This is a genomic window from Corynebacterium imitans, assembly GCF_000739455.1.
In the GTDB taxonomy this organism is placed as follows: Bacteria; Actinomycetota; Actinomycetes; order Mycobacteriales; family Mycobacteriaceae; genus Corynebacterium; species Corynebacterium imitans.
Window position 1 is genome coordinate 790,576 of record NZ_CP009211.1, and the last position, 25,603, is coordinate 816,178.

At 63.0% G+C, this 25,603-nt stretch carries 18 protein-coding genes; 12 read left to right on the forward strand and 6 right to left on the reverse strand.

All coding sequences use genetic code 11. The features are described 5' to 3' along the window. The first annotated feature begins 10 nt into the window (after positions 1 to 10). Both CIMIT_RS03635 and CIMIT_RS03640 read left to right on the forward strand, forming a co-directional pair. Complete coding sequence (locus CIMIT_RS03635) at positions 11 to 1,462, forward strand: glyceraldehyde-3-phosphate dehydrogenase (RefSeq protein ID WP_038589308.1); 1,452 nt, start codon at positions 11 to 13, stop codon at positions 1,460 to 1,462. 3 nt (positions 1,463 to 1,465) lie between these two features. Next, positions 1,466 to 1,882 carry a hypothetical protein gene (locus CIMIT_RS03640; RefSeq protein ID WP_038589311.1) on the forward strand — a complete coding sequence of 139 codons (417 nt, stop codon included), beginning with the start codon at positions 1,466 to 1,468 and terminating at the stop codon, positions 1,880 to 1,882. Here the strand turns inward: CIMIT_RS03640 and CIMIT_RS03645 are convergent. Together CIMIT_RS03645 and CIMIT_RS03650 are read right to left on the reverse strand one after the other, a co-directional pair. After that, the gene (locus CIMIT_RS03645; RefSeq protein ID WP_038589314.1) at positions 1,860 to 2,978 is read right to left on the reverse strand and encodes a glycosyltransferase family 4 protein; all 1,119 of its coding nucleotides are present in this window, start codon (positions 2,976 to 2,978) and stop codon (positions 1,860 to 1,862) included. The two genes, CIMIT_RS03640 and CIMIT_RS03645, sit on opposite strands and share 23 nt — an antisense overlap. After that, positions 2,978 to 4,174, reverse strand: a complete 1,197-nt coding sequence (locus CIMIT_RS03650) for an NAD-dependent epimerase/dehydratase family protein (RefSeq protein ID WP_038589317.1) — start codon at positions 4,172 to 4,174, stop codon at positions 2,978 to 2,980. Before CIMIT_RS03650 ends, CIMIT_RS03645 begins: the two co-directional genes overlap by 1 nt. 235 nt (positions 4,175 to 4,409) lie before the next feature. On the opposite strand from CIMIT_RS03650, the gene CIMIT_RS03655 reads away from it, so the two are divergent. The 6 genes from CIMIT_RS03655 (at position 4,410) to CIMIT_RS03680 (ending at position 17,987) form a co-directional block, all read left to right on the forward strand. After that, on the forward strand, positions 4,410 to 7,700 hold the full coding sequence (locus CIMIT_RS03655; RefSeq protein ID WP_038589320.1) for a Rib/alpha-like domain-containing protein: 3,291 nt from the start codon (positions 4,410 to 4,412) through the stop codon (positions 7,698 to 7,700). 13 nt (positions 7,701 to 7,713) lie between these two features. Then, positions 7,714 to 10,032, forward strand: coding sequence for a zinc metalloprotease (locus CIMIT_RS03660; RefSeq protein ID WP_038589323.1), 2,319 nt, complete (start codon positions 7,714 to 7,716; stop codon positions 10,030 to 10,032). A 460-nt stretch (positions 10,033 to 10,492) separates the two neighbouring features. After that, on the forward strand, positions 10,493 to 12,592 hold the full coding sequence (locus CIMIT_RS03665; protein WP_144311804.1) for a hypothetical protein: 2,100 nt from the start codon (positions 10,493 to 10,495) through the stop codon (positions 12,590 to 12,592). Positions 12,593 to 12,623: 31 nt separating this feature from the next. After that, positions 12,624 to 14,189 carry a Rib/alpha-like domain-containing protein gene (locus tag CIMIT_RS03670; RefSeq protein ID WP_144311805.1) on the forward strand — a complete coding sequence of 522 codons (1,566 nt, stop codon included), beginning with the start codon at positions 12,624 to 12,626 and terminating at the stop codon, positions 14,187 to 14,189. Between the two features lie 5 nt (positions 14,190 to 14,194). Further along, positions 14,195 to 16,426 carry a zinc metalloprotease gene (locus tag CIMIT_RS03675; protein WP_144311806.1) on the forward strand — a complete coding sequence of 744 codons (2,232 nt, stop codon included), beginning with the start codon at positions 14,195 to 14,197 and terminating at the stop codon, positions 16,424 to 16,426. 67 nt (positions 16,427 to 16,493) lie between these two features. Continuing rightward, positions 16,494 to 17,987, forward strand: coding sequence for a DASS family sodium-coupled anion symporter (locus CIMIT_RS03680; protein ID WP_231910336.1), 1,494 nt, complete (start codon positions 16,494 to 16,496; stop codon positions 17,985 to 17,987). Position 17,988: 1 nt separating this feature from the next. On the opposite strand, the gene CIMIT_RS03685 is transcribed toward CIMIT_RS03680, so the two are convergent. Together CIMIT_RS03685 and CIMIT_RS03690 are read right to left on the reverse strand one after the other, a co-directional pair. Further along, positions 17,989 to 18,387 (reverse strand): hypothetical protein, encoded by a 399-nt coding sequence (locus CIMIT_RS03685; RefSeq protein WP_038589335.1) that lies wholly within the window; start codon positions 18,385 to 18,387, stop codon positions 17,989 to 17,991. A 9-nt stretch (positions 18,388 to 18,396) separates the two neighbouring features. Next, entirely contained in the window at positions 18,397 to 19,893 is a 1,497-nt protein-coding gene (locus tag CIMIT_RS03690; protein ID WP_144311807.1) for an HNH endonuclease signature motif containing protein, read from the reverse strand. 164 nt (positions 19,894 to 20,057) lie between these two features. Between CIMIT_RS03690 and CIMIT_RS03695 the strand changes: the two genes are divergently transcribed. Next, positions 20,058 to 21,206 carry a YihY/virulence factor BrkB family protein gene (locus CIMIT_RS03695; protein WP_038589341.1) on the forward strand — a complete coding sequence of 383 codons (1,149 nt, stop codon included), beginning with the start codon at positions 20,058 to 20,060 and terminating at the stop codon, positions 21,204 to 21,206. A gap of 4 nt (positions 21,207 to 21,210) precedes the next feature. Further along, positions 21,211 to 22,101 carry a patatin-like phospholipase family protein gene (locus CIMIT_RS03700; RefSeq protein WP_038589344.1) on the forward strand — a complete coding sequence of 297 codons (891 nt, stop codon included), beginning with the start codon at positions 21,211 to 21,213 and terminating at the stop codon, positions 22,099 to 22,101. Here CIMIT_RS03700 and CIMIT_RS03705 read toward each other — a convergent pair. After that, positions 22,085 to 22,501 carry a DUF2871 domain-containing protein gene (locus CIMIT_RS03705; RefSeq protein ID WP_038589348.1) on the reverse strand — a complete coding sequence of 139 codons (417 nt, stop codon included), beginning with the start codon at positions 22,499 to 22,501 and terminating at the stop codon, positions 22,085 to 22,087. The genes CIMIT_RS03700 and CIMIT_RS03705 overlap by 17 nt on opposite strands. 106 nt (positions 22,502 to 22,607) lie before the next feature. Between CIMIT_RS03705 and CIMIT_RS03710 the strand changes: the two genes are divergently transcribed. Further along, positions 22,608 to 23,471, forward strand: a complete 864-nt coding sequence (locus tag CIMIT_RS03710; protein ID WP_038589351.1) for a patatin-like phospholipase family protein — start codon at positions 22,608 to 22,610, stop codon at positions 23,469 to 23,471. Here the strand turns inward: CIMIT_RS03710 and CIMIT_RS03715 are convergent. Then, positions 23,468 to 25,057: a peptide chain release factor 3 gene (locus CIMIT_RS03715; RefSeq protein WP_038589354.1), complete on the reverse strand. Its 1,590-nt coding sequence runs from the start codon at positions 25,055 to 25,057 to the stop codon at positions 23,468 to 23,470. The genes CIMIT_RS03710 and CIMIT_RS03715 overlap by 4 nt on opposite strands. A gap of 197 nt (positions 25,058 to 25,254) precedes the next feature. On the opposite strand from CIMIT_RS03715, the gene CIMIT_RS03720 reads away from it, so the two are divergent. Continuing rightward, complete coding sequence (locus CIMIT_RS03720; protein WP_038589356.1) at positions 25,255 to 25,584, forward strand: hypothetical protein; 330 nt, start codon at positions 25,255 to 25,257, stop codon at positions 25,582 to 25,584. Positions 25,585 to 25,603 lie beyond the last annotated feature (19 nt).

Consider the following 25,603-nt stretch of genomic DNA (forward strand, 5'->3'; position numbering starts at 1 on the left):
GAGGACTACAGTGACACAATCGACTACCCCCGCCGCCGACTGGAACCACAAGCTCACCCTCGCGCAGGAGATGCTGCCGCTGATCAGCCAGCTGCACCGCGAGCACAACGCCGTGACCTCCATCTACGGTCGCCTGCTGCTGGGCGCGACCGACATCGACATTATTAAGGCGCACCGCTACGCGCGCCGCATCGTCGAGCGTGAGCTGCCGCTGGACGACACGCTGCCCATCCTCCAGGAACTGGTGAAGATGGACCTGGGCACCGCGTCCATCGACCTGGGCCGCCTGGCCAAGAACTACTCCCGTACCGAGGGCAAGGACCTGCGCGAGTTCCTCGAGGAGGAGCTGTCCGAGGTCGTCGGCACTTCCTCTGAGCTGCAGGCTCGCGACGTGGTGCTCTACGGTTTCGGCCGCATCGGTCGCCTCCTGGCCCGTATCCTCATCGCGCGCGAGGCGGCGTACGGCGGCGTGCGCCTGCGCGCGGTGGTCGTGCGCAAGAAGGGCGAGGACGACATCATCAAGCGTGCCTCGCTGCTGCGCCGCGACTCCGTCCACGGTCCTTTCGACGGCACCATCACCGTGGACAAGGAGAACGAAATCATCTGGGCCAACGGCACCCCGATCCAGATGATCTACGCCAACAGCCCGGCTGAGGTGGACTACACCTCCTACGGCATCAACGACGCCATTGTGGTGGACAACACCGGTGCCTGGCGCGACCGCGAAGGACTGTCCCAGCACCTCGAGTCCAAGGGCGTCGATCGCGTGCTGCTGACCGCGCCGGGTAAGGGAGACATCCCCAACATCGTCTACGGCATCAACGAGGACATGATCGGTGACGACAAGGTGCTGTCCGCAGCGTCCTGCACCACAAACGGCATCACCCCGGTGCTTAAGGTGATCAACGACCGCTACGGCGTGAAGCACGGTCACGTGGAGACCGTCCACGCCTACACCAACGACCAGAACCTGGCCGATAACTTCCACAAGGGCGACCGTCGCGGTCGCGCAGCCGGCCTGAACATGGTGCTCACCGAGACCGGTGCCGCAAAGGCCGTCTCCAAGGCGCTACCGGAATTCGAGGGCAAGCTGACCGGCAACGCGATCCGCGTGCCTACGCCGGACGTGTCCATGGCGGTGCTCAACCTGGATCTGGAGAAGGACGTGGAGAAGGAAGAGGTCAACAACTTCCTGCGCCGCGTGTCCACCGACTCCAACCTGCGCCAGCAGATTGATTACATCCAGTCGCCAGAGGTGGTCTCCACCGACCTGCTTGGCACCACCCACGCTTCCGTGGTGGACGGTCTGGCCACGATTGCGTCTGGCAACCACCTCGTGCTCTACGTCTGGTACGACAATGAGTACGGCTACTCCCACCAGGTGGTCCGCGTCGTCGAAGAGATCGCGGGCGTGCGCCCGACAATCTACCCGGAGCGCAAGGCACCGGAGAGCATCAAGTAGATCATGGTCCGCACTCGAGTTCTTGCCATCGCCGGCGTCTTCGCCCTTGCAGGCTGCGCCGCGCATGGCACGGATCTGGGTTTTCAGGCCGCCGTGGAGTCAGGCGAGGACTTCACCATCTCTGAGGTTGTTGGCCCGGACGTCGAGCGCGCCTACGTGTTCTGCCCGTACTCCAGCAAGGAGGAGGCAGAACAGCTTGGCTTCAACCCCGACGATGTGCCGGGGATCGACGATGACTACCAGGCCTGGGAGACAGCCTCGGGCATCGGCGTCATCTCCGCCAACAGGGCCGAGATCGAGTGGTTCGATCCGAGCGAAGTGGATGCGTGTGAACCCGGCTCGGGCCCTATCGAGGAAGTTGACCCGACCGCCACGGTGCACATTGACCGCGGCGACGTCACCGTGTTGCGCTTCGAATGACCTCGTCGTAGTAGGCAACCACCTGTTCTGAGGAAGCGCGCCACGTCCAGCGCTGGGCCTCGGCTCGGGCAGCCGAGGCCAGTTGGTCGCGGGCAGCCTCATCCCGCAGGAGGCGCACGATCTGGTCGGCCCAGGCTGCATCCGGAGCCGCGGGGTCGACGAGGATGCCGGTTTTGCCGTCGTCGATCACAAAGGGCAGGCCGCCCGCGTTAGCAGCCACGACAGGAACACCGGAGGCGAAGGACTCTAGTGCGGCGAAGCCGAGCGTTTCGGTCGTGGAGGGAAAGAGCAATACATCTCCGGAGGCATAGGCTGCGGCAAGCTCTGCGCCGGAAAGGTAGCCGGTAAACGTGGCCCAGTCGGGCGCCGCTTTCCGAAGAGCCTGGTACTGCGGGCCCTCGCCGACAAACGCGATGCGCGCGTCGGGGATGCGGGCGCGCACCTCCTCCATGATGGGGATGCAGCGCTCGACGGATTTTTCCGCAGAGATGCGGCCCACGAAGAGTACGAGCGGGTCGCCGCCGAGGCGCTCGCGCATCGAGTCCGATCGCGCCGCTGGGGTAAAACGTTCCGTGTCCACGGCTTTGGGCCAAAGTTTGACGTTGGGAATCTGGTACTCGGCCGCCTTATCCATCATGGGCCCGGAAGTGACCAGGTTGACCGCCGCGCGTCCGTGGAAGGTGCGCACCCCCCACTTCGCGATGGGTTTGACACAAGGGATGCCCAGCTTGACGCAGTATTCGGGCACGTCGGTGTGGAAGGACGCGATCACCGGATAGTGCCGCGCGACGACGAGCGTGGACCAGCCGGCGGTCCAAATGGGATTCACTGCGTGCACGATATCCGGGTCGAACTCGCGCAAGCAGCGCAACGTCTTCGGGCCCATCATGCCGTGCTTGACCTCGGGGTAGACCTTGAGATCCCGCGATGGGATGGACACGACCTCAAAGCCCGCGTACTCCGCTGGGGGATTGCCCGGGGCAAAGATGAGGACTTCGTGCCCCATCTTTGCCAGCTGGTCGAGGTGGCGAGTCACGCGCGTGACCACCCCGTCGATTTTAGGGAGAAAGACCTCGGTGAGGATGGCGATGCGCATTAGCGTTCGCCCGTGGGCACGCCTGCGGCCTGGTTCCGGGTCCACAGTGAGCGCGCCGGGATCTTGGTGCGGTCCGCGCGGTCGGCGTACTTGCGCGCAACGTCTTCGACCTCCGCAAGCAGGCCCTCGGCCAGCTTCGTCGGCTGCAGGCCCAGGCCGATGAAGGTGTCGTTCTTCACGTGGAGCTCGTTTTCGGCCGACTCCTTGCGCGGGTTGGGCACCATCTGCACCTCTGCACCGGAAATCTCACCAATGAGATGAGCCAGGTCGCGGACACGGTGTGTTTCGGTCATCTGGTTGAAGATCTTCACCCGGTCGCCCTTTGTCGGCGGGTTCTCCAGCGCGATCTGAATGCACTTGCACATGTCCTGGATGTGGATGAACGCGCGGGTCTGCCCGCCCGTGCCGTGCACGGTGAGCGGGTAGCCCACGGCCGCCTGCATGAGGAAGCGGTTGAGCACCGTGCCGTAGTCCCCGTCGTAGTCGAAGCGGTTGATCAGGCGCTCGTCGCGCTGCGTCTGCTCGGTGTGGGTGCCCCAGATGATGCCCTGGTGCAGGTCCGTGATGCGCAGCTCGTCGTTCTTTGCGTAGTAGGCGAACAGGTTCTGGTCGAGCACCTTCGTCATGTGGTACACGGAGCCCGGGTTGGTGGGGTAGAGGATCTCCTGCTCCACGGTGGTGCCCTCATCCGTGTGCACCGTGATGTCCAGGTAGCCCTCCGGGATCTTCATCCCGGCGGTGCCGTAGCCGTACACGCCCATGGTGCCGAGGTGGACGACGTGAACATCTAAGCCGGACCCCACGATTGCCACGAGCAGGTTGTGGGTGGCGTTGACATTGTTGTCCACCGTGTAGCGCTTCGTGCGAGGCGTCTTCATCGAGTACGGCGCGGCCCGCTGCTCGGCGAAGTGAATCACCGCATCGGGCTGATACGTGGTGATGAACTCGAGCAGACCTTCGTAGTCTTTGGCCACATCGATGTTGTGGAAGTCGATGGTTCGGCCGGTGACTTCTTTCCACGCGGCGATGCGCTCTTCGATTGAGACGATGGGCGTGAGGGGGGAAACGCCCAACTCCTCATCGATAGCGCGGCGGGAAAGGTTGTCTACTACCGCCACCTCGTGTCCGAGGTCGGACAGGTGCAGCGTTGCTGGCCAACCACAAAACCCATCTCCGCCGAGTACCGCAATCTTCACGTCGAGTAAACCTTTCCACGTTGGTGTTCTTGTGCGCTACGCGCTTTTGTTCACGATACCTAGCAATTGCCCGTTGTGCTGGCTATCTGCGCCTGAGGAAAAATACAGCGAGAAAGGAGAGACATTTTAGGGGTAAATATGCACGTGAATGCTTTGTGACGTGCGTTTTTTGCGCAGATGTAGTTCAATGGTGTGGTTAGTATTATTAAAAGAATATGAGAGTCTGGGAGTTTGCATGGTGCGTGGTTTCTGGAGCCGTTCTATCGCTATTGCCGCGATCGCAGTCTGTGCTGCTTCCGGGGTCACTGCGGTGCCCGCCGTACCGCTGACTGTCGCCCATGCTGCCGAGAAGTTTGACGTGAACGACGGCGACTTCAGCCTCACCGTATCCACGGGGAATTATCCGGCGACGGCGAAGGACTGGCGCGCTATCTTCCGGCTTTACGACGGCGACTACGAGCCGAAGACTTTCCGCTCCGTGCGACTTTATTTCTACGTTATTGGTGGTGACGGGAAGAATTTCCCGGCAGAGGATACCTATGCGGTCAAGCTCACCCACGGCACAACTGAGATCGAGGATTTCGGGGAAGTGACAGGCTACGGTCATATCGACGATACGGGCACTCGCTGGATGGATCTCACCTTCGATAAGGATGTGACGCTCAAAGACGGCCAAACGCTGATCGTGGACAAGAAGGGTGGGGCGGGCCGGCTCCCGGTGCGTGGATTTGGTTCGTCGCAAGGCGCAGGCGGCAAAGGCTTCATCGACCCGATCAATCCCAAATCTGTAAGCTTTAGCGGCAACGTCGCCGTCGATCGAGAAAACGGGAACTTCCCGGAGGGGCTTGAGGTTTCGCTTCTCGACGGTGCCGGTACCGTCACCGACACCACCACGACCAACAAGGACGGCACCTACACTTTCAGCAAGGTCGAGCCAGGTACGTACTCGCTCAAACTCGGCACTGTGCCGGGCTACCTTGCGCCCGAGCCCTTTACTGTTGAAGCCAAAGCGGGGGTTGCGGTCCCAGACAAGGACCTGATCCCGATTACTGTGACGGGCCGCGTGATTGGACCCGGCAATTCGCTGCTCGAAGGCGTCAAAGTTTCCATCGGAGAGGACATCGGAGAGGACACGGTAACCACAGACAGCGAGGGAAGGTACACCTTCACCGGGGTGCCGGCGGGCAGCGCAACGCTGAAGATTGCGGCGTCGGGAAAACACGACACCCGCAGCAAGACAAAGACCGTTGAGATCCACGAGCAGGAAGTCAACGATCTGGGGGATGCCAATGTGCACGCCCAGTTCGGCTCCATCACCGGCCAGGTGCTCGACAAGGCAGGTAACCCTGTCGCTGATGTCCCCGTCACCGTGACGATCGATGGCGGAAAAACCGACTCGACCACGACCGATAAGGATGGCCGTTACACGCTGGGCAACCTGCAGCCCGGTATCGCCGAAATCACCGTTAAAGAGACCGACCTGATGGAGGGCGAGGTGCGGCTGGGCGTCGACGTCCGCTCCGGCAAGGAGACCGTTGAGGATTTTTACCTCGACGCAAAGGAGCGCAAGGGCAGCGTGCGATTCCACGTTGTGGGGGAGGGCGATGAGTCCCTGCCCCACGCGGAGGCGCGCATCACCCCGGGAGAGAGCCTTGTTGCGGACGCCAACGGCGACTTCCCCGTCCAGGAACTGCTGGAGGGGGAGTACACGGTGCGTTTTAAAGCCAAGGGCTATGAGCCGAAAGAGACCAAGTTTTCGATCCGCATGGACGAGCTCACTGAGGTGAAGGAGACACTCGCTCCCATCCCTGTGCTCACCTTGGAGCCAAAGCCAACACCCACACCAACTGCCACACAGCCGACCTCGTCAACGCCAACCCCTACTCCAACACCAACGTCGGAACCAGCACCGACGCCAACGCCTAAAACAACTCCTCAACCGACCCCCAAATCAACGCCCAAGCCAACCCCTAAACCTGCCCCCAAGCCGGTGGTGAACTTCACGTGGGACGCCGTAACTGTGGCTCCGGGTGATGTCGTAAAAACACGACCGAAGGAAAACGTGGCTGCGGGGATCACTTTCGGTGAGCCGGTGGTGCAGCGATCCGGGTTGACCATCAAGGGAGCCGACTGGGTCACCGTTGATGCCGCTGGCACGGTGGTGATCGCGCCGCCCGAGGTCGTGACCCCGGGCGAGTACGTCGTTGAGGTGCCTAACTCCACTGCGGGGTCGGGCACGGTCGCGGTGACGGTGACGGAGCCTGCCTCCTTGGCTTCGTTGTACAAGGTGTCCTACGCGCCGCGTATCGTGCGGGCGGGTGGAAGCGCCGTGAGTGTGGCACCGATTGCGCGTCGTGGTGCCTACGATTGGCAGCCGCTTCCCGCAGGCACGAAGTTCAAGGTTAAAGGTACCTCCAATGCCACTGTTGACGTGGATGGCCGGGTGACGTTCAATGCGCCGCGCGGATCGAAGGTGGGGAAAATCCATACGGTCGATGTCCTCGTGACCTTTCCGGATGATTCCACGCAGACGGTGCGGGTTCCTTTCGAGGTCGCTGCGGCGTCCATGTCGCAGGTCACCGCGCCGCGTTACGAGACCGGGGTGCTCGTCGGGCCGGGGCAGAGTGCTGAAGTACAGATTGCCAACCCTGACTCTCTACCAGCGCACACGGAGTTCGCGCTTGCGCCGGGAGACCTCCAGGCCTGGTCCGCGTCTGTGGACGCAACAACAGGCACCCTGCGGATGACCGCGCCGACGGGGACAGCAAAGCCCGTGGTGGTAAAGGTCGAAGCGCGCTATCCCGACGGCTCTACGCGCACCATCGAGGCGTACGTGGGGGTCGCCGCAGCGAAGGCTCCGACGAAACGCGATGCGCCGGAGTTCCCGGTCTCCGTAGTCAACGTGGACACTACAGCAACGTCCGCCCCGACTGGCAGGGTGCCGGCGGGCACCGAATTTACGCTGGCTGATGATGCTGGTTTGCAGGTGAGCGTCGATAAGCGCACAGGCGAAGTGCGTGCGGAAATTCCCGACAATGCGCCGGTCGATGCTTCGTACACGGTGCAGGTCCGGGTGCACTACCCGGATGGGTCGGAAACGTTGATGCCCGTCACCGTGCTGACGAACTCGCAAGCGCGTGAGCAGGAGTCGGCCACCGCACCAACGGCACCGAAGGGGACGACCTACGGGCTCGCCGCGGACTTCTCCGCCCCGGGCTGGAAGATCGACATCAACCCGGCCACCGGTGAAATCACCGCGCGCGTGGATTCGCGCGTCGCTGAGCACGCCTCAATTGAGGTGCCGCGTGTGGTGACGTACCCGGACGGTTCGCAGCGCACGCAGCCGGTAACCCTCCATGCGAAGGACGCGGTCAAACCTGCACCCGCGCCGAAGACTTCCTCAACCGCGACGTGGCTGCCCATTGTGCTTGGGCTGCTCGCTGCACTCGGCGGCGCAGGCTATGCCGCCTTTGTTAACCAAGACCACATCCGCCAGCTGCTGTCTAAGTACGGCATCCGGATCTAAAAGGTAGAAGAAGATGCATTTCTCACTGAAAACCATTGCCATTGCCACCTGTGCGTCGCTCGCATTCGGCGCTGTGGTTGCCCCGCCAGCTGGCGCTTCTACCACGCAGTCTGAAATCACGGTGAGCGTGACCGGCGAGACTTCGCAGCCGACAGGGGAGCGGATCGACGCGGAGTTGCGCAAGGACTCTCGTTCCCGCTTCGCGTTCGTCCACCCGGCAGCGGCCGTGGGGCTGCACGAGTTCAATTTGCACACGGTAATCCGCACCGGTGGGTACCGCCTGCCGCCGTTCTGGGGTGCCAAGACAAAGACGCACACCGAAAGCGGCGCAGACGTGGTGGAGTTCAAGTTCACCGACCCGCGTACCGAGCTGGAGGTCACGCGCACGTTCCGTATCAAGGATGGCACCGTGCGCGCCACCGTGCAGGTGCGAAACGTGAGCAACGCCCCGGCCGACATCACGATTGACCTGGCAAACGAGTTCGTCCACCCCCGCGGGCTGCATGCAAAGGTCAATGCAAGCGGTGCCTTCGAGGTGGCTGCAGAATCCGAGGGCTACGAAACGACGGTTGCCTTTGCTGATCCCGCGAGCTCTGCCTCCATGGAGGACATGCGCGGGGAGATCGAGGTGGGCAAGACCGGGGTGCTGAGTGGCGATACCCCGCGCTTCCAGATGGCGCGTTGGGAAAACACCCTTGCCCCGGGCGAAGTGCTTGAAGGCGGAGTAGATATCGCCGCGACCGCGCAAGATTCCGCGATTGATACCGACGGCGACGGGCTGCGCGACGCGTGGGAAGTCAAGGGAGTGCGCCTGCCGGACGGAACGGAGCTGCCCATTCACCGCTGGGGAGCCGACCCTAAGCGCCCGGACCTGTTCTTGCAGTTGAACTGGATGGAGGCCGAGTGGGAGACGATGCAGTGCTCTCGCCAGCACACTTTCGCGCCAACGGCGCCGGAGTTTGCTCAGTTCGCTGGCTGCGCCACTGCGAATGTGAACTCGTACCGCCCCACGACCGCCACGCTGCGGGAGTTGGAGAAAGTGTTTGAAAAGAGGGGCATTTCGCTGCATATCGACGCCGGCGACTCGTACCAGTCCGAGTCGCTCGTGGGGCTTGATACGCCGCGTGGCGGCAAGACCGAGCCTTTTGAGAAGTACTACTTCGACAAAAAGACTCAGGGTGAACGGCTGCTCGAGGAGCGCGACCGCCTCCTCGGCGACCGCAAATCCGTCTTCCGCCTCGGCATCATCGGTGACCGCATGGCGGCGAACAACCGCTCTTCCGGCGTGGCGCTGGTGAGCGATTCGGCCTTCTATGTGTCGAACCACAAGGACATGACGACGCAGGAGCAGCTGCGCAACACGATCTTCCACGAGTTCGGCCACACCCTCGGGCTGGGGCACTCCGGCCCAATGGTCCCGGAGAACCCCCTGCGCGGGGATCTCTCGCTCCCGGACTACAAGTCGGTGATGAACTACCAGTACCAGTTCAGCCACTTCGACTACGCGGACGAGGACACCAAAACCAGGGTAAATGGCTGCCTGCAGTCCGGCGAGTGCGGTGTGCACGACGTGGTCATTCCCGCCGACTGGGCGAACCTCGATCTGCCCGGCTTCAACGTGGGCAAGGGCGACCTGACCACCGGCAGCGGCGAGATTGACGCAGACGAGCACCACGAAAAGGACCCGCGGCGGCTGGCAGCCAACGCGGCTGCGGAAAACTCGGGCCGCGCAGGGTTCTACATGGACACCACCCGCGACGGTGTCAACGGCATCGTGACTTCGCGTAACGACAATGCGTTGCAGGGCACGATCAGCAACCTGGGCGCGGACGTGGGGCGCTTTACCATCGAGGCAACCTACCCCGGTGGGCAGCGCCACAGCCAGGTCGTTGAGTTGCCGGCAATCGGGAAAGCGGGCGATGAGCAGGAGATCCGCATCCCAATCAAGAACGCGGCGAGCCTGACCGGCCCCGTCATGCCGGTGCACATCCAGATCACTAACCACAATGGCGAGCGCGTCTTCGCGGAGCGCTACGAGGTCTCCGTGCTGGACTACACCGCAGAAGAAGCGCGCCGGGTGCTCGACGAAGTGCTTGCCTCCGACGCGAGCCTTGAGGTCAAGCGTCTTGCCAAGTCGAAGCTCGACGGGATCGAGGACCCGTCAGCGGCGAAACCCGCAAACCAGCACACCAAACAGGGCGCGGACGGCACGCAGAAGGAGAAGCCTGCTGAGGGGGCCTCCACTGTGGCAATTGTGATTGCTGTGCTGCTTGCGCTTGGTGGTGTCGGCGCTGCTGGCCTGGGGTGGGCAATGAGCCAGGGCCTTATCTAGAGTGTGAGTAAAATCACAAAAAGGCGTATTTTCCGTGCGGCCCGTGAGGCGTACTTGTGTCCCGCTTAAGTGTGTGCCACATTACTTCGGCGGGCTGCATAGAGTTGCCGCGAGGAACCTGAGTGCGTGTTTGGCCTTGCCTGGCTGGTAGGGAAAGGTTTGCTCGGGATTCCTGAGAGGGTTGCGCCAAAATATATGAGGCGTCAACGTCTCTTCGGGCGGATAATGCCGTACTCGATGAATACTATGCGCTGAAGATGCAAAATAATCACCGTGACCAGTTGGTATACCACTGTCGACGACCAGTCTATATATTGTTCAACACCTTGTTTATCGTGGCATTTCCTGTACCTTTAAGTTTCAGTGAGCGCGGCCCCTCCCAGCATCAGAAGTGCATAAAACTTGAGGTGCGAGGTAAGCGGGCCGTGCATGATTTTTGACAGAAGAGAGGATGTGCCGCATGAAGAGGCTGGCAAGGGCGTGCACCGCGGCTGCGATGGGGGTTGCGTTGGTGCTCGGTGGGCAGCCAGTTGTTGCACATGCGGCAGCCCAGACTTCCAAGGTTGAGCTGGACGCTTCCCGTCAGGCTCAGTTGACCTACAAGGATGAGGATTCGGTTGCTGGGAAGTTTTCCAGCACGCTGTATACCGACATCATGGTTGAGGGGGCCCGCAGCATGGCTCCGGCAAACACAGTCGCCGAAGACACTGCCGTCGAGTACGACGATCCCGAGCGGCAGGTGCGTGTGAAGCGGGAGATCCGCACACGCGGCAACGTCGTGGACGTCGAAGTCACCGTCACAAACACGGGCGCGCAGGAGCGCTACCTTCAGGTCGACCTGACCAACTCCATCAATACGGACCGCGCGTTGACCGGTGCTTTTGCCGACGGTCGTTTTACCGTCGGCCCCGAGTTCGGCGGCTACGACACGGTGCTGGAGTTCCCCGGCGCACGCTACTCGGGCGTCGGCCCCTCGTTCAACGACACGACCGCTGCCCGCGAGCTCGGCAGCGTGGATAAGAACGGTGCCCAGTTCCAGCGCGGCCGCTGGTTCGATCAGGTCGGCCCGGGCGACTCGCTGCGCGCCCACGCAACCTTGACGTTTGAGACCCAGGAGTCCGCTAAGGACAGCGACCGCGACGGCCTCCCGGATCTGTGGGAAGAGCAGGGCGTCACGCTTGACGACGGCACGCGGTTGCCACTCAACGAGTGGGGTGCAGATCCGCACCGCCCCGACATCTTCCTGCAGATGAACTGGATGCGCTCCGAGTACGAGACCCTCGGCTGCTTCGAGAACCCAGGCAAGACCGAGTGCGCGGACGCAAAAACCACCAGCTACCGCCCCTCCCGCACAAGCTTCGATGAGCTCGTTGAGCGTTTCGCCGCACGCGATATCGCGCTGCACATCGACGCGGGCGAGTACTACTCCAACATCCCCAACTACGGCACGCGCCACGGCGGTGAAACCGAAAACTACGAGGAGTACTACTTCCGCTCCACCATCCCGGGCCTGCGCATGGTGAGCAACGTGAACCGCCTGCTGGGGCAGCGTTCCGCAGTGTTCCACTCGGGCGTGGTGGGCGACATGATGAACCCCAGCAACTACTCGGTCGGCGTCTCCCTGGTGGGCGACAACGGCTTTTACGTGGCCAAGCACGAGCGCATGACGAAGGAGAGCCAGCTCCGCAACACGATCATGCACGAACTCGGCCACAACCTGGGTCTGAACCACAACGGTGCGACGAAGTTCAAGGACCAGGTGCCGAAGTCGGACTACTTGCCGAACTACAAGTCGGTCATGAACTACCTGTACCAGTTCAGCTACTTCGACTACTCGGATGAGGAGGCCGTCTCCGGCGGCCCGCTGCCGCAGGAGTGCAACCGCGCTGGCGTGGACTGCTACACGGGCGACTACCGCATCCCCGCGGACTGGGACAACCTCACCATCAACTCGGCGCGCCTCGGCCGTCCCGTCGGCACCGCTGGCGCAGAGGCTGAGAAGGTGGACGTCCGCGCTTTGGAGAAGCTCGACCGGGAGATCGCGCAGGCGGAAAGCGAGAACGGCAACATCGACGTGGAGATCGTCGATGAAGGTGACCTCACCGCTGGAAAAGAAGGCACTGTCACCCTCGAGCTGCACAACCCGGGCCTGGATCTCGGCCGCTTCGACGTGATCGTCGGCGAGACCAAAACGCAGGTCGTGCTCGGCGGGGTGCGTACCGGCCACAACACCGCGACGGTGCGTGTCCCGGTCTCCCCGGAGACCCAGGGCAGCATGCCGCTGGACGTGATGGTCAGGAGCGAACGCGGGGTCACGGCTTTCGAGGACCGCCTCGCTGTCCCGGTGCGCGCTGGTGAGGCACCGGCGTCGACGGCGATGCAGGGCGCGGATCGTCGAAAAGCAACTCCCACGCCCCCGACGACAGCTGTGCAAGCGCCATCGGAGAAGCACCCGCAGCCAGAAAAGACAAGCTCAGCCGCTGCGATCGCCGTGCCGATCGTGCTGCTGCTCGCGCTCATCGGCGGAGCCGCCTTCGCCTGGGCCAACAACCTCATATAACCCACTCCTACCCACAAAAGGGGCCCTGAACATGCATTGGATGCCAAACCCTCTCGCGGCGGTGACGGTCGCCGCTGCCGTCGCTGTCGCCCCGGTCGCCGTGGCGCAAGAAACCGTGCAGCTCACGGTGAAGGTGCAACACCATGACGACCCCGTTGAGGCCGCGGAGGTCAAGATTGAAAAAATTGGTGACCCGACTGTGCAGTTCAGCGGCGTCACGGATTATGAAGGACTGGTTAAGTTCCAGGTTCCACCCGGCACGTACAGCTACCGGGTGGATGTGAAGGGGACGGGCAGCCAGCTCACCACCGTCGAGCTGACTCGGCCGAAGGATGTTGTTGCAAGGTTTACCAACGGTACAAAGCGCAACGTCGACTTTTCTTGGGCGGACATGAGCGTTGCGGCGGGGAGCCGCGCCGCGGTCAACCCGCAGATTACGGGTGACGGGCGAGAGGTGACCGTCGAGAAGATGGACGGCCCGGCCTGGGCCGAGGTGTTTGCCGACGGCACCATTGAGGTGATGCCGCCATTACGCACGGTGCCGGGGGACTATGAGATCGACGTCCGTACCTCCGCTGGCCAGGTGGAGAAGGTAAAGGTCCACGTCACCGGCCCGGAAACGCTCAAGGCGCTGCAGTACCCAGTGACCTCAGTGGAGCAGGGGCGGTCGGCGACGAGCGCCGTACCGATGGCGACTATCTCGCACCAGGGCAGGGACTTTTCCAGCCAGCCGGTGCCGGAGGGCGTGAAGTTCTCCACCGACGCGCCGAACGCGCAGGTAGATGCAGAGACAGGCCGCGTCACGTTGGACACCGCTGACCTGCAGCAGGAAGCGGGCGAGACCGTTCAGGTCCCGGTCGTTGCCACCATGCCGGGTGGGAAGAAGATCACTGCCCAGGCGGATTTCCACATCAACGCGCTGCCTTCCGCGAAGCGTTTCACCCCCGGCTGGGCACCGATTGAGGTAGCCCCGGGCGAGCACGCGGCGGTCAAGCAGACTGGCGAGCGCAACATGCCCAAGGACGCCGAGTACTGGTGGCTGCGCGCCGACAATACGAAGCTTGCCGGCTGGCGCGTCTCTATCGACCAGGTCGACGGTACGATTTCCGCGTCCCCGGATGAGGGCGCGCAGGAAACGGTGCTGTATGTTCGCGTGAGCTATTCGGATGGCTCCCAGGAGCAGGTGGCCGTGCCACTGAAGCTCACCGAGCCGACCGCACAGTCCGGCGAGACTCCTGGGGAAACACCACGAGCGCTGCCGCCGGGCAAGAAGACGGAAATCCTCGACGCACAGGCTTCTGAGGTCGAGATCATTGACAACGGCGGCGTGCGCCTTGACGTAGACAAAGCTACCGGCAAGGTAACTGCGACCGTTCCGGAGGACGCGATGCGCGGCGCGAGCTACGAGGTGGACCTGCGCGTCGATGGCAAGGACCAGAAGATCCGGCTGACGGCGGATGAAAAGCCGCAGCCGCCCGCCCCGCAACCCGCCTCGAGTGTGAAGGACGCCTGGTGGATTCCGCTGGTCATGGTAGTGATGGCCGCTGTCGGCGCAGGCGCACAGTGGATGTGGAGCCAGTTTGGAGGCTTAAAGTGAAGCGCGTGAGCGTAGTTGCCGCCCTCACCGCGGCGATGCTGATGGTGCCCGTGCCCGCTGTGGCGACGGTGAAAGACATGCCCTTCGGCGTGCACATGACGCCGGCCGCGGACGAGGAGGGCTTCGCCGTTGTCGACGTGTCGAAGGGGCGCACCACCACGTTTACCTTTGAGCACCCGTCCTCTGTCGCTGGGCTGATGTCCGGCAGCTTTGATGTGGCGATGCAGGTAGACGGCGCAAAGGTGCGGTACCTGCCCAGCGATACCTCTGTGAGCAAGAGTAAGCGCGGCGGCGCGGACGTGATCACCCTGGTGCACGAGGACAATACTCGGAAGGTAAAAGTCACCCGCGTGTTCACGGTGGAGAAGACCAAACTCACGGTCGACGTCACGCTGGAGAACTTGGCGGATGAGAAGCGCGAATTCGCCGTTGACTTCAACTCGCGCCTGATGAACTACGAGGCACACAAGGCTCGCTTTGCCGACGGCGCGTTTTTCCTCGCGCCTTCCGAGGGCGGCTACGAGACGACGCTGCTCTACCGCAACGCCACTGCCTCCGGGGCGGACACGGACCAGGACGAGACCACTGCTGCGGGCAAGGTTGGCCACGTGGGGGAGGGGTCCTCCTTCCAGCGCGGATCCTGGCAAAAGCAGGTCCCCGCGCAGGGTGCGCTTACCGCGTCGATGGAGATGGAGGTTGCCACCCAGGAATCTGCCGTGGACTCTGACCGCGACGGGCTGCCGGATGCGTGGGAGCGCGAAGGCTTCACCACTGCCGACGGCGAGCAGTTCCCCCTCCACCTGTGGGGTGCGGACCCGCAGCGCCCTGACCTGTTTTTGCAGTTGAACTGGTCGAAGTCGCAATGGGAGACGCTGGGTTGCGACCGCGACCAGCGCTACGGCGCGGATGCCGACGGCTTCAACGAATTCGCCGAGTGCGCCGTCGCTAACGCGAACGTGTACCGTCCCTCCCGCGGCGCGCTGATTCAGCTGGTCGAGCTCTTTGACAAGCGTGGCATCAACCTGCACATCGACGCCGGCGAGATGTACACCAACATCCCCAACTACGTTGATCGTTACGGCGGCGCGACCGAGGACTTCCAGGAGTTCTACTTCAAAAACGGCGACCACAACGCCCAGCTTGCCGCTGACCGTGATCGTCTCCTGGGCTCGCGCCAGCCCGTGTTTCGTGTGGGCATGATCGGTGACCGACTGGAGGCCAACGACTACTCCACGGGCATGGGCCTGGTCAGCGACTCGGTCTTCTACGTGGCGAAGCACGATTACCTCACCGGCCAGGACCAGCTCCGCAACACGATCTTGCACGAGTTCGGCCACAACCTGGGCCTGACCCATACTGGCGCGGCGCTGTCACCCACGCGCGTGGACACCGAGGACCTGCTGAAGAACTACGCCTCGGTGATGAATTACCTCTACCAGTTCTCCAAGTTCGACTACAGTACGGAGATCTCAAAGAGTGGCGGCGATGCGAAGCAGTGCGGCGAGTACACCTGCTACACCGGCCCGTACGCCGTGGCCCCAGACTGGGACAACCTCGACCTGGGCGGCAAGTTTATTGGCAAAGTTAAGGCAACCGCGGGCGCAGACGATAAGGTAGCCAGCCACAAGGACGTCACCGCCCGCGAGCTCGAGCTCGCGGCAGCGGAGGACAATGATGGTCAGGCGGGCTTCCGGCTTATCGACGCCGAAACCAACTCCATCATCACCTCCCGCACCGACAACACCGTCACGGCCGAGCTGCGCAACCTGGGCCTGGACCTGCACGACTACGACCTTTCCGTCACCTACCCGGGTGGCCAGTATTCCGAGCGGATCCGCGTGCCCGGCCAGCTGGCCTCCGATCCGTCGGTAAAGTTCGACATCCCGATCACGGGCGTCGCCGACTTGACGGGCGCAACCATGCCGCTGGAGGTCCGGATACACAACGTCCGCGGCGACGAAGTGTTCGCGGAGCGCTATGAGCTGTCCCTGCTGGACTACTCCAAGGACGAAGCAAGGCGCGTACGCGAGGAGATCCTGAACAACCCGAACGCCTCGCAGGAAGTGAAAGACCTCGCCGAGACCAAGTTGGGTGCGGAGCTTGGGCCAAAAGAAGAAACACCCCCGGCACCGCAGCAGGGCTCTTCCAATCTGAACATCATCTTGGCCGTCCTCGGCGCGATCGGCGGGATCGCGGCGTTGCTCGGCGGCGCCGCGTGGGCGTCGGGAATGTTCTAGCTAGAGCGAAATGTGCTGCCGACGTTAAGCTTGGTGGTAACACCAATTTGAGGAAAGGGAGAAGATCGTGACAACGGCAGCCACAGCACACGAGGAGAAGGAGGCGTCGAGAAGCAAGGTCAAGATCATCTCGTTCTTCCTTGCCTTTGTGGCGCTGGCGGCGGTGCTGCTCGTCCCAATTGAGGGGATCGAGTGGCAGGGGCAGATCGCGCTGGGGATGCTCGCGTTCGCCGTCATTATGTGGGTGACCGAGGCGGTGAGCTATCCGGTCAGCTCGGTGCTGATCATCTCGCTGATTTCCCTGCTGGTCGGCCTTTCACCTGATCCAGAGACCCCCGGGGAGGTCTTCGGTACCGGACCGGCGCTGAGCATGGCGCTTTCCGGTTTCTCCAGCGGCGCGGTGGCGCTCGTGGCCGCAGCGCTCGCGCTCGCGACCGCGATGCAGGCGACGGGTCTGCACCGACGCATCGCGCTTTACGTGCTCAAAATCGCAGGTGAAAAGACCTCGCGTATTGTCGCCGGCGCGATCATCATCTCCATCATCCTCGCCTTCTTCGTGCCCTCGGCGACCGCCCGCGCAGGTGCCGTCGTGCCGATTCTGTTGGGCATGGTCGCGGCCTTTGGTCTGGCCGTCGACTCGAAGCTATCTGCGCTGCTGGTGATTACTGCCGTGCAGGCCGTCTCCATCTGGAACGTCGGCATCAAAACCGCCGCGGCGCAGAACCTGGTGGCCATCGGGTTCATCGAAGACCAGATGGGGCAGACCGTGTCCTGGGGCCAGTGGTTTTTGTGGGCCGCGCCCTGGTCGGTGTTGATGTCGATTGCGTTGTACTTCATCATGCGCGCGGCGATTAAGCCTGAGGTGGATCACATTGAGGGTGGGCGCGCGCTCGTCGAGAAGCAGCTGGCAGAAATGGGGCCGATGACGGGCGCAGAAAAGCGACTGACCGCCATCGCCGTGGTGCTGCTTGGCTTCTGGGCGACCGAAGGCTTCCTGCATCCGATCAACTCCTCGACGATCACGGTTGCCGCGATCGCGCTGATGCTCCTGCCGGGCATTGGCGTCATGGACTTCAAATATGCGCAGGACAACATCAACTGGGGCACGCTCATCGTGTTTGCGGTGGGCATCTCCCTGGGCTCTTTCCTCCTGGAGACCGGGGCGGCAACCTGGCTTTCCGAGCAGACCTTCGGCGCGCTGGGGATCGCCTCCATGCCGATCTTGGCGACGATCGCGATCGTGTCGCTGTTCAACATCATCATCCACCTGGGATTTGCGTCGGCGACCTCGCTGGCTTCCGCGCTGATCCCGGTGTTCATCGCGCTCGCGGCAACGTTGGATGTGCCAAACGGCGGAATCGGGTTTGTGGTAATCCAGCAGTTTGTCATCTGCTTCGGGTTCCTGCTGCCAATCTCCGCGCCGCAGAACATGCTGGCTTACGGTACTGGCGCGTTCACGACTCGCCAGTTCCTGAAGACGGGCATCCCGCTGACCATCGCGGGTTACCTGCTGGTCTTGCTCCTTTCTGCCACATACTGGCAGTGGATCGGGCTACTCTAAATCACTCCAACACCAGCCCGAGGTGCAGCGAGGAAAACTCGTGCGCCCCGGGCCCATCGGGGGTTGTCGCAATTTCACGACGAGTCGCCTCCGTCACCGGGATCAACCACCCAAGGTTTGGGTCGAGCAGTGGGTCCGCTCGCTTCTCGACGGGCACGAACGTCACCGGCCGCGCACCCTCACACACCGCCTGCACGGGGCCGGGAGTCTCTTTGAGCACGCCAAGTAGCGCCGGGGTGGTGGTGAGGATGACCAGGACTTCGTCGGTATCCGGCGACAAGTTCGCAGTATGTACCTCGAGGCGGGGGACTTCCACGCGCTCGAACTGATCGGGGTACTCCACGAGCGGGGCGGTGTCGTCTCCAGTGAAGAGGGCACGGATGCGTTCTAAGAAAGCCATGGTGGAAGTCTATCCGGCCGTCGGTAGTGGCAGGTTCGCCTCGTCGATGCAGTAGTTGTCGGGGTTGTTCTCAAACTCGTAGTCCGGGAACGGGGGCTCCTCCTCGTCCGGTGCTTGCTGCGGCACCATCGTTTCGGGGTCGGGGTGGAACTGGAAGCGCATGCCGAACGCGTCTTCCAGTTCTGCAAGGGCGAGCTCACAGCTGACGACGTCACCGTCGCGGTCGTATTGATCCATGATCGCGTGCCCGCGGGCGTTGAATTCCGCCATCTTGGCCCGATTCTGTTTCACCGCCTCGAGGGAGGAAACCCAGCGGGGGTGCGGGGTGCCGAGTTGCTGGTCGAGGATGCCCTCGGACTCAGCGATCTCGTAGTGGCCGTCCTCGTAGAGCCAGATGATGTCACCGGTGGCCGGGTCGGGCACGTAGAATGCCTGCTTATCTGTCTTCACGTTGTGGTGTTTTTGGCAGAGGCAGTAGAGGTTGTCCACGCACGTTTCGCCGCCCTCGCCGAAGGGAATCCGGTGATCCAGCTGGCAGGTGTGCGCGGGCCGACTGCAGCCGGGATAGCAGCAAGTGCCGTCGCGGGCCTCCGCGAGTGCGCGCATCGCGGCGGTGGGGGTGTAGCTGTCGGTTTTCGCAGACGCTGCCGCCTCCAGGTCGACGGTGTGGGGCTGGACCTGCTCACACATCTCGTCGAAGGCGACCGTGGCTTCCGGATCCGTCCACCCGAAGCCGGGGATGAAGACGGGCTCGCCGGCGTTGCGGCCTTTGGGCGCGTAGACCTGGATGTTGGCCTTTGCGGCTGGGGAATATGTTCCGCTGAGCAGCCCAATGACCGCGTCGTGCAGGCTTAAGCTGTGCTCGCGTGCTGTTTCCTCCACGAACGCGCGCACCGCGGACAGCGTCGTCGTGTCGGTGGTGAGGAAGAGGACGCCCTTGCGCCGGCCTCCGAAGGATTCGTGCGTAAACTCCGCGCTGTTTTCGCGCTGCGCTTCGCGTTGTCGACGCCTGCGCGGCAGGTAGCTCAAGCCCGGATCGATACGGCGGATCTCCTCGCGCAGCTTGCGCGTAACTGCTGCGGGGTCCGGGAAAGGCTGGTTCGGTTTGGTCGGGGTAAAGAGGTCGGCAAGGTAGGCGTCGATGTCGGCGAGGAGCTCTTCGTCCGCCTCGGGACCGAGCTCGTCGATCTTGCGGTGGATCGCGCGCAGGTGGCCGAGCGAAAGCCGCGTGTGCTCGTCCTGCATCGCGCGGAGCTGGGGCAGATCTACGAGCCGGTTGTATGCCAAGATTCCGCCGCGGATGACGGTCTTTGCGTGCCCGGTTTGCTGGGCTAAGCGGTCGACGGCGAGGTCGAAGTCCTCGATGCAAGTGTCATCTTTACTAAACGGGCTAAACAGCGCATGCTCGGCTTTGCGCAGGGCGCGCCCGAGCATGCAATTGGCGTCGCCTGGTCTGTCGATTCGAAAGAAGGGTGTACAAGGGCGTTCGTTGTCTAAAGTGTTCATGCACCGCACTCTATAGACCCACCCGAACATGGGAACGAAAATTTCTCGAAAATTAGAACAGCATTTCGAATGTGGCCAGCAGAGCAGGTACTTTCCCCAATCCTCTGTTCGAATCACCCCAACACCTGCACGGGTTTTACCCAGGGGGCGATACCCTAGAAACTATGGAAGATGCCGAAAAGGGCCCCGAGATTGTCTCGCGCCGCATCGATTTCGTGCTGCCCTACGGCATTGGCGAGCTCGATGTCCCGCCTCCGCCGGACACCAAGCCGAATCCGCTCGACAAAAGTAATCGGCTCACTAAGGCGGGGTGGGTGCTGGTGGCCAAGCGTCTGGTCGCCGATTTTTCCAACGACGCGATGGTAGACCGCGGCGCGACCCTGACCTATTACACGGTGCTTTCGCTCGCACCGATGGTGGTCTCGACGTACGCGATCGCCACGCTGCTGCTGTCGCGTGACCCGGGCGCGGTCGACCAGCTCCTGGCCCAGCTGGTGCAGAACTACGTGCCGGAGGCATTGCGTGGTGAGGCGATGAATTTGCTGGAAGTGATTGTGGGTACGCCGTCGCAAAGCACTGTGGCCCTGACCGTGTCCCTGGTGCTTTCGCTGCTTGCGGCGTCGGCGTACGTGCGCAGTTTTTCGCGCAACGCCAACCTGGTTTATGGGCGCACTGAGGGGCGGCCGATGGTGGTGACGTGGGTGACGATGTGGCTGATCACACTGATGCTGGTCGTTGGTGCGGTGGGGATCCTACTGGGTACGCTTTTGACCGAGTCGATCGTGGAGACGGTGCTCGGGCCAATCGCGCGGCCGCTCGGGCTCGAAGGGGTGCTGGATTATCTGACCGGGAAGTTCCTGCCGGTGTGGGCCTACCTGCGCACGCCGGTGATTGCGCTGACCGCGATGATTCTGCTCTCACTGATGTACTACTTCAGTCCCAATGTGCGGCCGGGCAGGTTCCGGCTGCTCACCCTGGGATCCGCGGCCGCGCTGCTCGTCGGCTTCCTGCTCTGGTGGGGCTTTGGCGTCTACCTTTCCACGATCGGTGTGCGTAGTGCCTATGGAGCCTTCGGGACCGTGCTGGCAGTGCTCGCGCTGGTCTGGGTGATGAACATCGTGCTGCTCGAAGGGGTGAAGATTGACGCGGAAGTGCTCCGCGCGAAAGAGCTGCAGGTTGGCTACGACTCCGAGCGCACGATTCAGGCGCGCCCGCGTTCTAGTGAGGGGACGAAGTGGCGCCTGAAGGTGCAGCGTTGGATTGCGCGGAGTGAGCGGGAAGTCAAGAACGCTCGGCTCGATCTTCTAGGATAGGCCCATGCCAATCGAGCCAGTGCTTATCGACGCCCGCGATACCGCCCTCATCTTCGAAGGTGGGGGCACACGTAATTCCTATACCGCGCCAGTCGTGGAAAAACTCATCGCCAACAATGTGCAATTTGGCTGGGTGGGCGGCGTTTCCGCGGGGGCGAGCCACGCGTTGAACTTCGCCTCGCGGGATGCAGAGCGCTCGCACGCATCTTTCACCGATTTTGTCGGCAATCGCGAGTTCGGTGGGTGGCGCACCGTCGTGCGCGGCAAAGGGCTGCTCAACGGCGAGTTTATTTACGAGGGCTACGAGCAGAAGCTGCCCTTTGACCTCGAGACCTTTCTGCACACCGAGGAGCAGATCCACATCGAGGCGGTGCGCGCCGACACGGGCGAGACCGTCGCCTACAACCGCGAAGATCTGCGCACGATCGAGCAGATCAATATCGCCGCGCGGACCTCGTCCACCCTGCCGCTAGTGATGAAGATGCGCGAGGTCGACGGCGTGCCCTACGTCGACGGCGCGCTGGGGACCTCTGGCGGCATCCTCATCCAGGCGGCAAAAGACGCGGGCTTTCAAAGGTTTTTGGTGGTGCTCACCCGCCCGCGCGACTACGTCAAGCCGCCGGAGAAGCGGGAGCGTGCTTTGCGACGCATCCTGCGCCGCACCCCACGCGTGGTAGATGCCATGCTCGCGCGACCCGGCATCTACAACGAGGCGCTCGCCGAGGTGAAGCGGCAAGAGGCCGAGGGTAATGCCTATGTCTTCTACCCGGAGCAGATGGGCGTGGAATCCACGGAGATGCACGTGGCAAAGCTCAAGGCCAACTATGCTTCTGGCCAAGCGCAGGTCGAGCGCGAGTGGGAAGCAATCCGGGAATTCCTTAACGAGCGGCCTTAATCGCGCGGCCGAGTGCGGTGACGAAGAGCGCGAGCGCGATGGTGATGAAGATGTGGCCGAGGCCCGCGATGCCGGAGATCATGGCAGTGGGTTCCTCGCCCTTGACGGTGAGAATACCGTGCCAGACCATCATCGCGGTGGTGAGGATGACGCCGAGGTTGTAGAGCCAGAAGAAAGAAGTGAACAGCTTCTGGTTGCGTGAGATTTCAAAGACCTTCTCCAGTGCCAGGAAGATGAGGAACATGATGAATCCCAGCGTGAGCAGGTGGGTGTGGGTGACCCCGAGCTGGGTGAACTGGCCCTCGGGGAAGTCGTTGATCTTGGTGAACTCGCGGTAGAAAAGCCCGGCACCGAGGCCGAGGACGAGGTAGGCGATTGCTGCCCTGTAGAGGGAGGTCATGGTTGGCTCCTGATGTTGGCGACAGAGTGTTGCTAAGTGCACCTCCATTTGTACCAGAGAACGGTGCACTCAGCAGGAAGGGGAGTTTGGCCCTAGACTTTGGCGCATGATCGATGCGCGGGATGTGGCCCTGATTATCGAGGGCGGCGGGATGCGCAATTCCTACACCGCCCCCGCAATCGTCCACCTCATCGAACAAGTCAGGTTTGGCTGGGTCGGCGGGGTTTCTGCCGGGGCGGTCCACGCGCTGAACTACGCGTCGGCCGATCCGAATCGAGCGCGCGCCGCCTTCACCGAGCTGGCGGCGCATCCCCACTTCGGTGGCGTGCTCAAGTTCGCCAAAGGCAAGGGCTACTTCAACTCGGACTTCATCTACGGGCACGCCGAGAAGCTCCTGCCTTTCGATTTTGCCTCCTTCGCCGCCTCGCCCGCGCAGGTCCACGTCGAGGCGATGCGCGCGGACACCGGCGCCACGGTGAGCTGGGGGAGGGGCGATTTCCTGCAAGACCCGTCGCTGGTCAACAGCGCGGCGCGCGCCTCATCCACCGTGCCCAAAGTTATGCCGATCACGCTGATCGAGGGGGTGCCCTACGTCGACGGTGCCCTCGGGGCCTCAGGTGGCTTGCTTATCGACGCCGCGCGCCAGGCAGGCTTCACCCGCTTCCTCGTTTTAGCCACCCGCCCCCGCGACTACTGGAAGAAACCCTTGGTGCAGCCGACAGCCGTGCGCGGCATGTTCCGCCGCTACCCGGAAATCGGCGCGGCGCTGCACGAGCGTCCGGCGCGCTACAACTCCTCAAAGCGAGACATCCTCGCCGCGGAAAGTGCAGGTGATGCGCTCGTCTTCTTCCCGGACAACATGCAGGCCGAGTCCATTGAACGGCGCACGAGCCGACTCAGGCGCAACTACGTGGCGGGTAAGGAACAGTTCGAGCGCGAGTGGCCCGCGTGGGAGGAATTCCTCAGTTAATCCGCGATGAGCGGCTCGATTGTCAGGTCCGGGTTTTCCTTCTCCACGAAGGCGAGCTTCCACTTATCGCCGAACAGGGCGATGAGTTCGCCGTCGCTGCGGGTGAAGATCTCCACACCGCGCTGGCGGCCGAGCGCCTCAGCAGACTCCGCATCGGTACGACGCGCCACGGAGTAGGGGACGGGCTCGGTGACCGTCTCCACGTTGTATTCCACCTCCATACGGGCCTGCATGACCTCGAACTGCATGGGACCGACTGCGGCCATGATGGGGGCGGCGTCGCCGCGCAGGTCGTTGCGCAGGATCTGCACCACGCCCTCGGCGTCCAGCTGGTCGAGGGCTTTGCGGAACTGCTTGTACTTGCCCAGGGACTTGGCGCGGAGCGTGCGGAAGTGCTCGGGCGCGAACTGCGGCATCGGCGGGTACTGGATGGCCTTGCCGGTGTAAATCGTGTCGCCGGGGGCGAGCGAGCCGGCGTTGACCAGGCCGATGATGTCGCCCGGGTAGGCGGTTTCCACCGTGTCGCGGTTGCGGCCGAAGACCGTCAGTGCATACTTGGTGGAGAAGGTCCGGCCCGACTGGGCGTGGGTGACCTGCATGCCGCGGTCGAACTCGCCGGAGACCACGCGCATAAATGCGAGGGTGTCGCGGTGGTTGCGGTCCATGCCCGCTTGCACCTTGAACACCACGCCGGAAAACTCGCCGTCGATCTCGCGGTCCTGTTTTGGCTGGGGAGCGGGGGCGATTGCACACAGCGTGTCGAGGATCTGGTGGACGCCGAAGTTCAGCATCGCGGAGGCGAAGATGATCGGGGAGGTCACGCACTGCTCGAAGAGTTCCTGGTTGTGCAGCGCGCCGTCGGCAGCCAGCAGCTCGACCTCCTCGACGGCCGTGTCCCAGGCTTCGCCTTCCTTGCTCGAGGCATCGTCGGGTGAGTAATGCTCCTCCGGGGCGATAGTGGAGCCGCCAGCGGTGCGGATGAAGTGGACGTAGGTATCGGCCTCGCCCTCGTCGCTGATGTGGGCCAGCCCGCGGAAGTCGCCTGCCTCGCCGACGGGCCAGTACAGGGGAGTGGGCTGGAGGTCGATCTCGTTGACGATCTCGTCGACAAGCTCGAGGGGCTCACGGCCGACGCGGTCCCACTTGTTCACCACGGTGACAATCGGCAGCCCGCGGGCCTTGCAGACGCGGAAGAGTTTGAGGGTTTGGGGCTCGAGGCCCTTCGCGGCGTCGATAAGCATGACCGCTGCGTCCACGGCGGACAAGACGCGGTACGTATCTTCCGAGAAGTCGGCGTGGCCCGGGGTATCCACCAGGTTGATCACGTAGGGCTCGCCCTCGTGGCCGACGGGCGCGTACTCGAACTGCAGGGCAGAGGAGGCGATCGAAATGCCGCGGTCCTTTTCCATGTCCATCCAGTCGGAGACCGTGGACTTGCGGTTGCCCTTGCCGTGGACAGCGCCGGCCTCCGAGATGACGTGTGCGTGCAGCGCCAGCGCCTCGGTAAGCGTGGACTTACCGGCGTCGGGGTGGGCGATGACAGCGAAGGTGCGGCGGCGTGTGGCCTCGGAAGCGACAGAACTCATGCCGAAGAGTCTACGCGGTGGGAAAAAGGGGTCTATAGTTCGAGAGCGTGAAGCAGTTGCTTTGGCTCACTGCCTTCGGTTTTTCCTCATCATGGTCGGTACTGCCCTGTTCACCGCGACCTCGCGGAGTTCAACGTGCCGACGGCCGAGATCGAGCGGATGGTAATGCCCTAGGCATGTGCTGCGATGAAAGAGGTATGAAGCTTTTCAAGATTGCCATTGCCACGACAACTGCCGGTGCCATCACGATGGGTGCGCTGGCTCCGGCCGCGCCTGCGGACCCCGCAGCCCCGGCCGCCCCGGCCAACACTGACCGCGCGTACAGCGGCAGCGCCTGGGGGCTCTACAACTTCCTTGTCACCAACATCATCAACGGCGCCGACCAACTCAACGGCGGTGCCAACAAGAGCGGGACGGAAAAGGCTCCCGGTGTGATGCTGAGCTCCGCACCGTTCATCCTCCTGCTGTTCCCGCTGCAGCTCATCGCAGAGGCAGAAGTTCGCCTGCTGGACCAGCTCGGCTTCTAACCCCCGCGCGGTGCCGGCG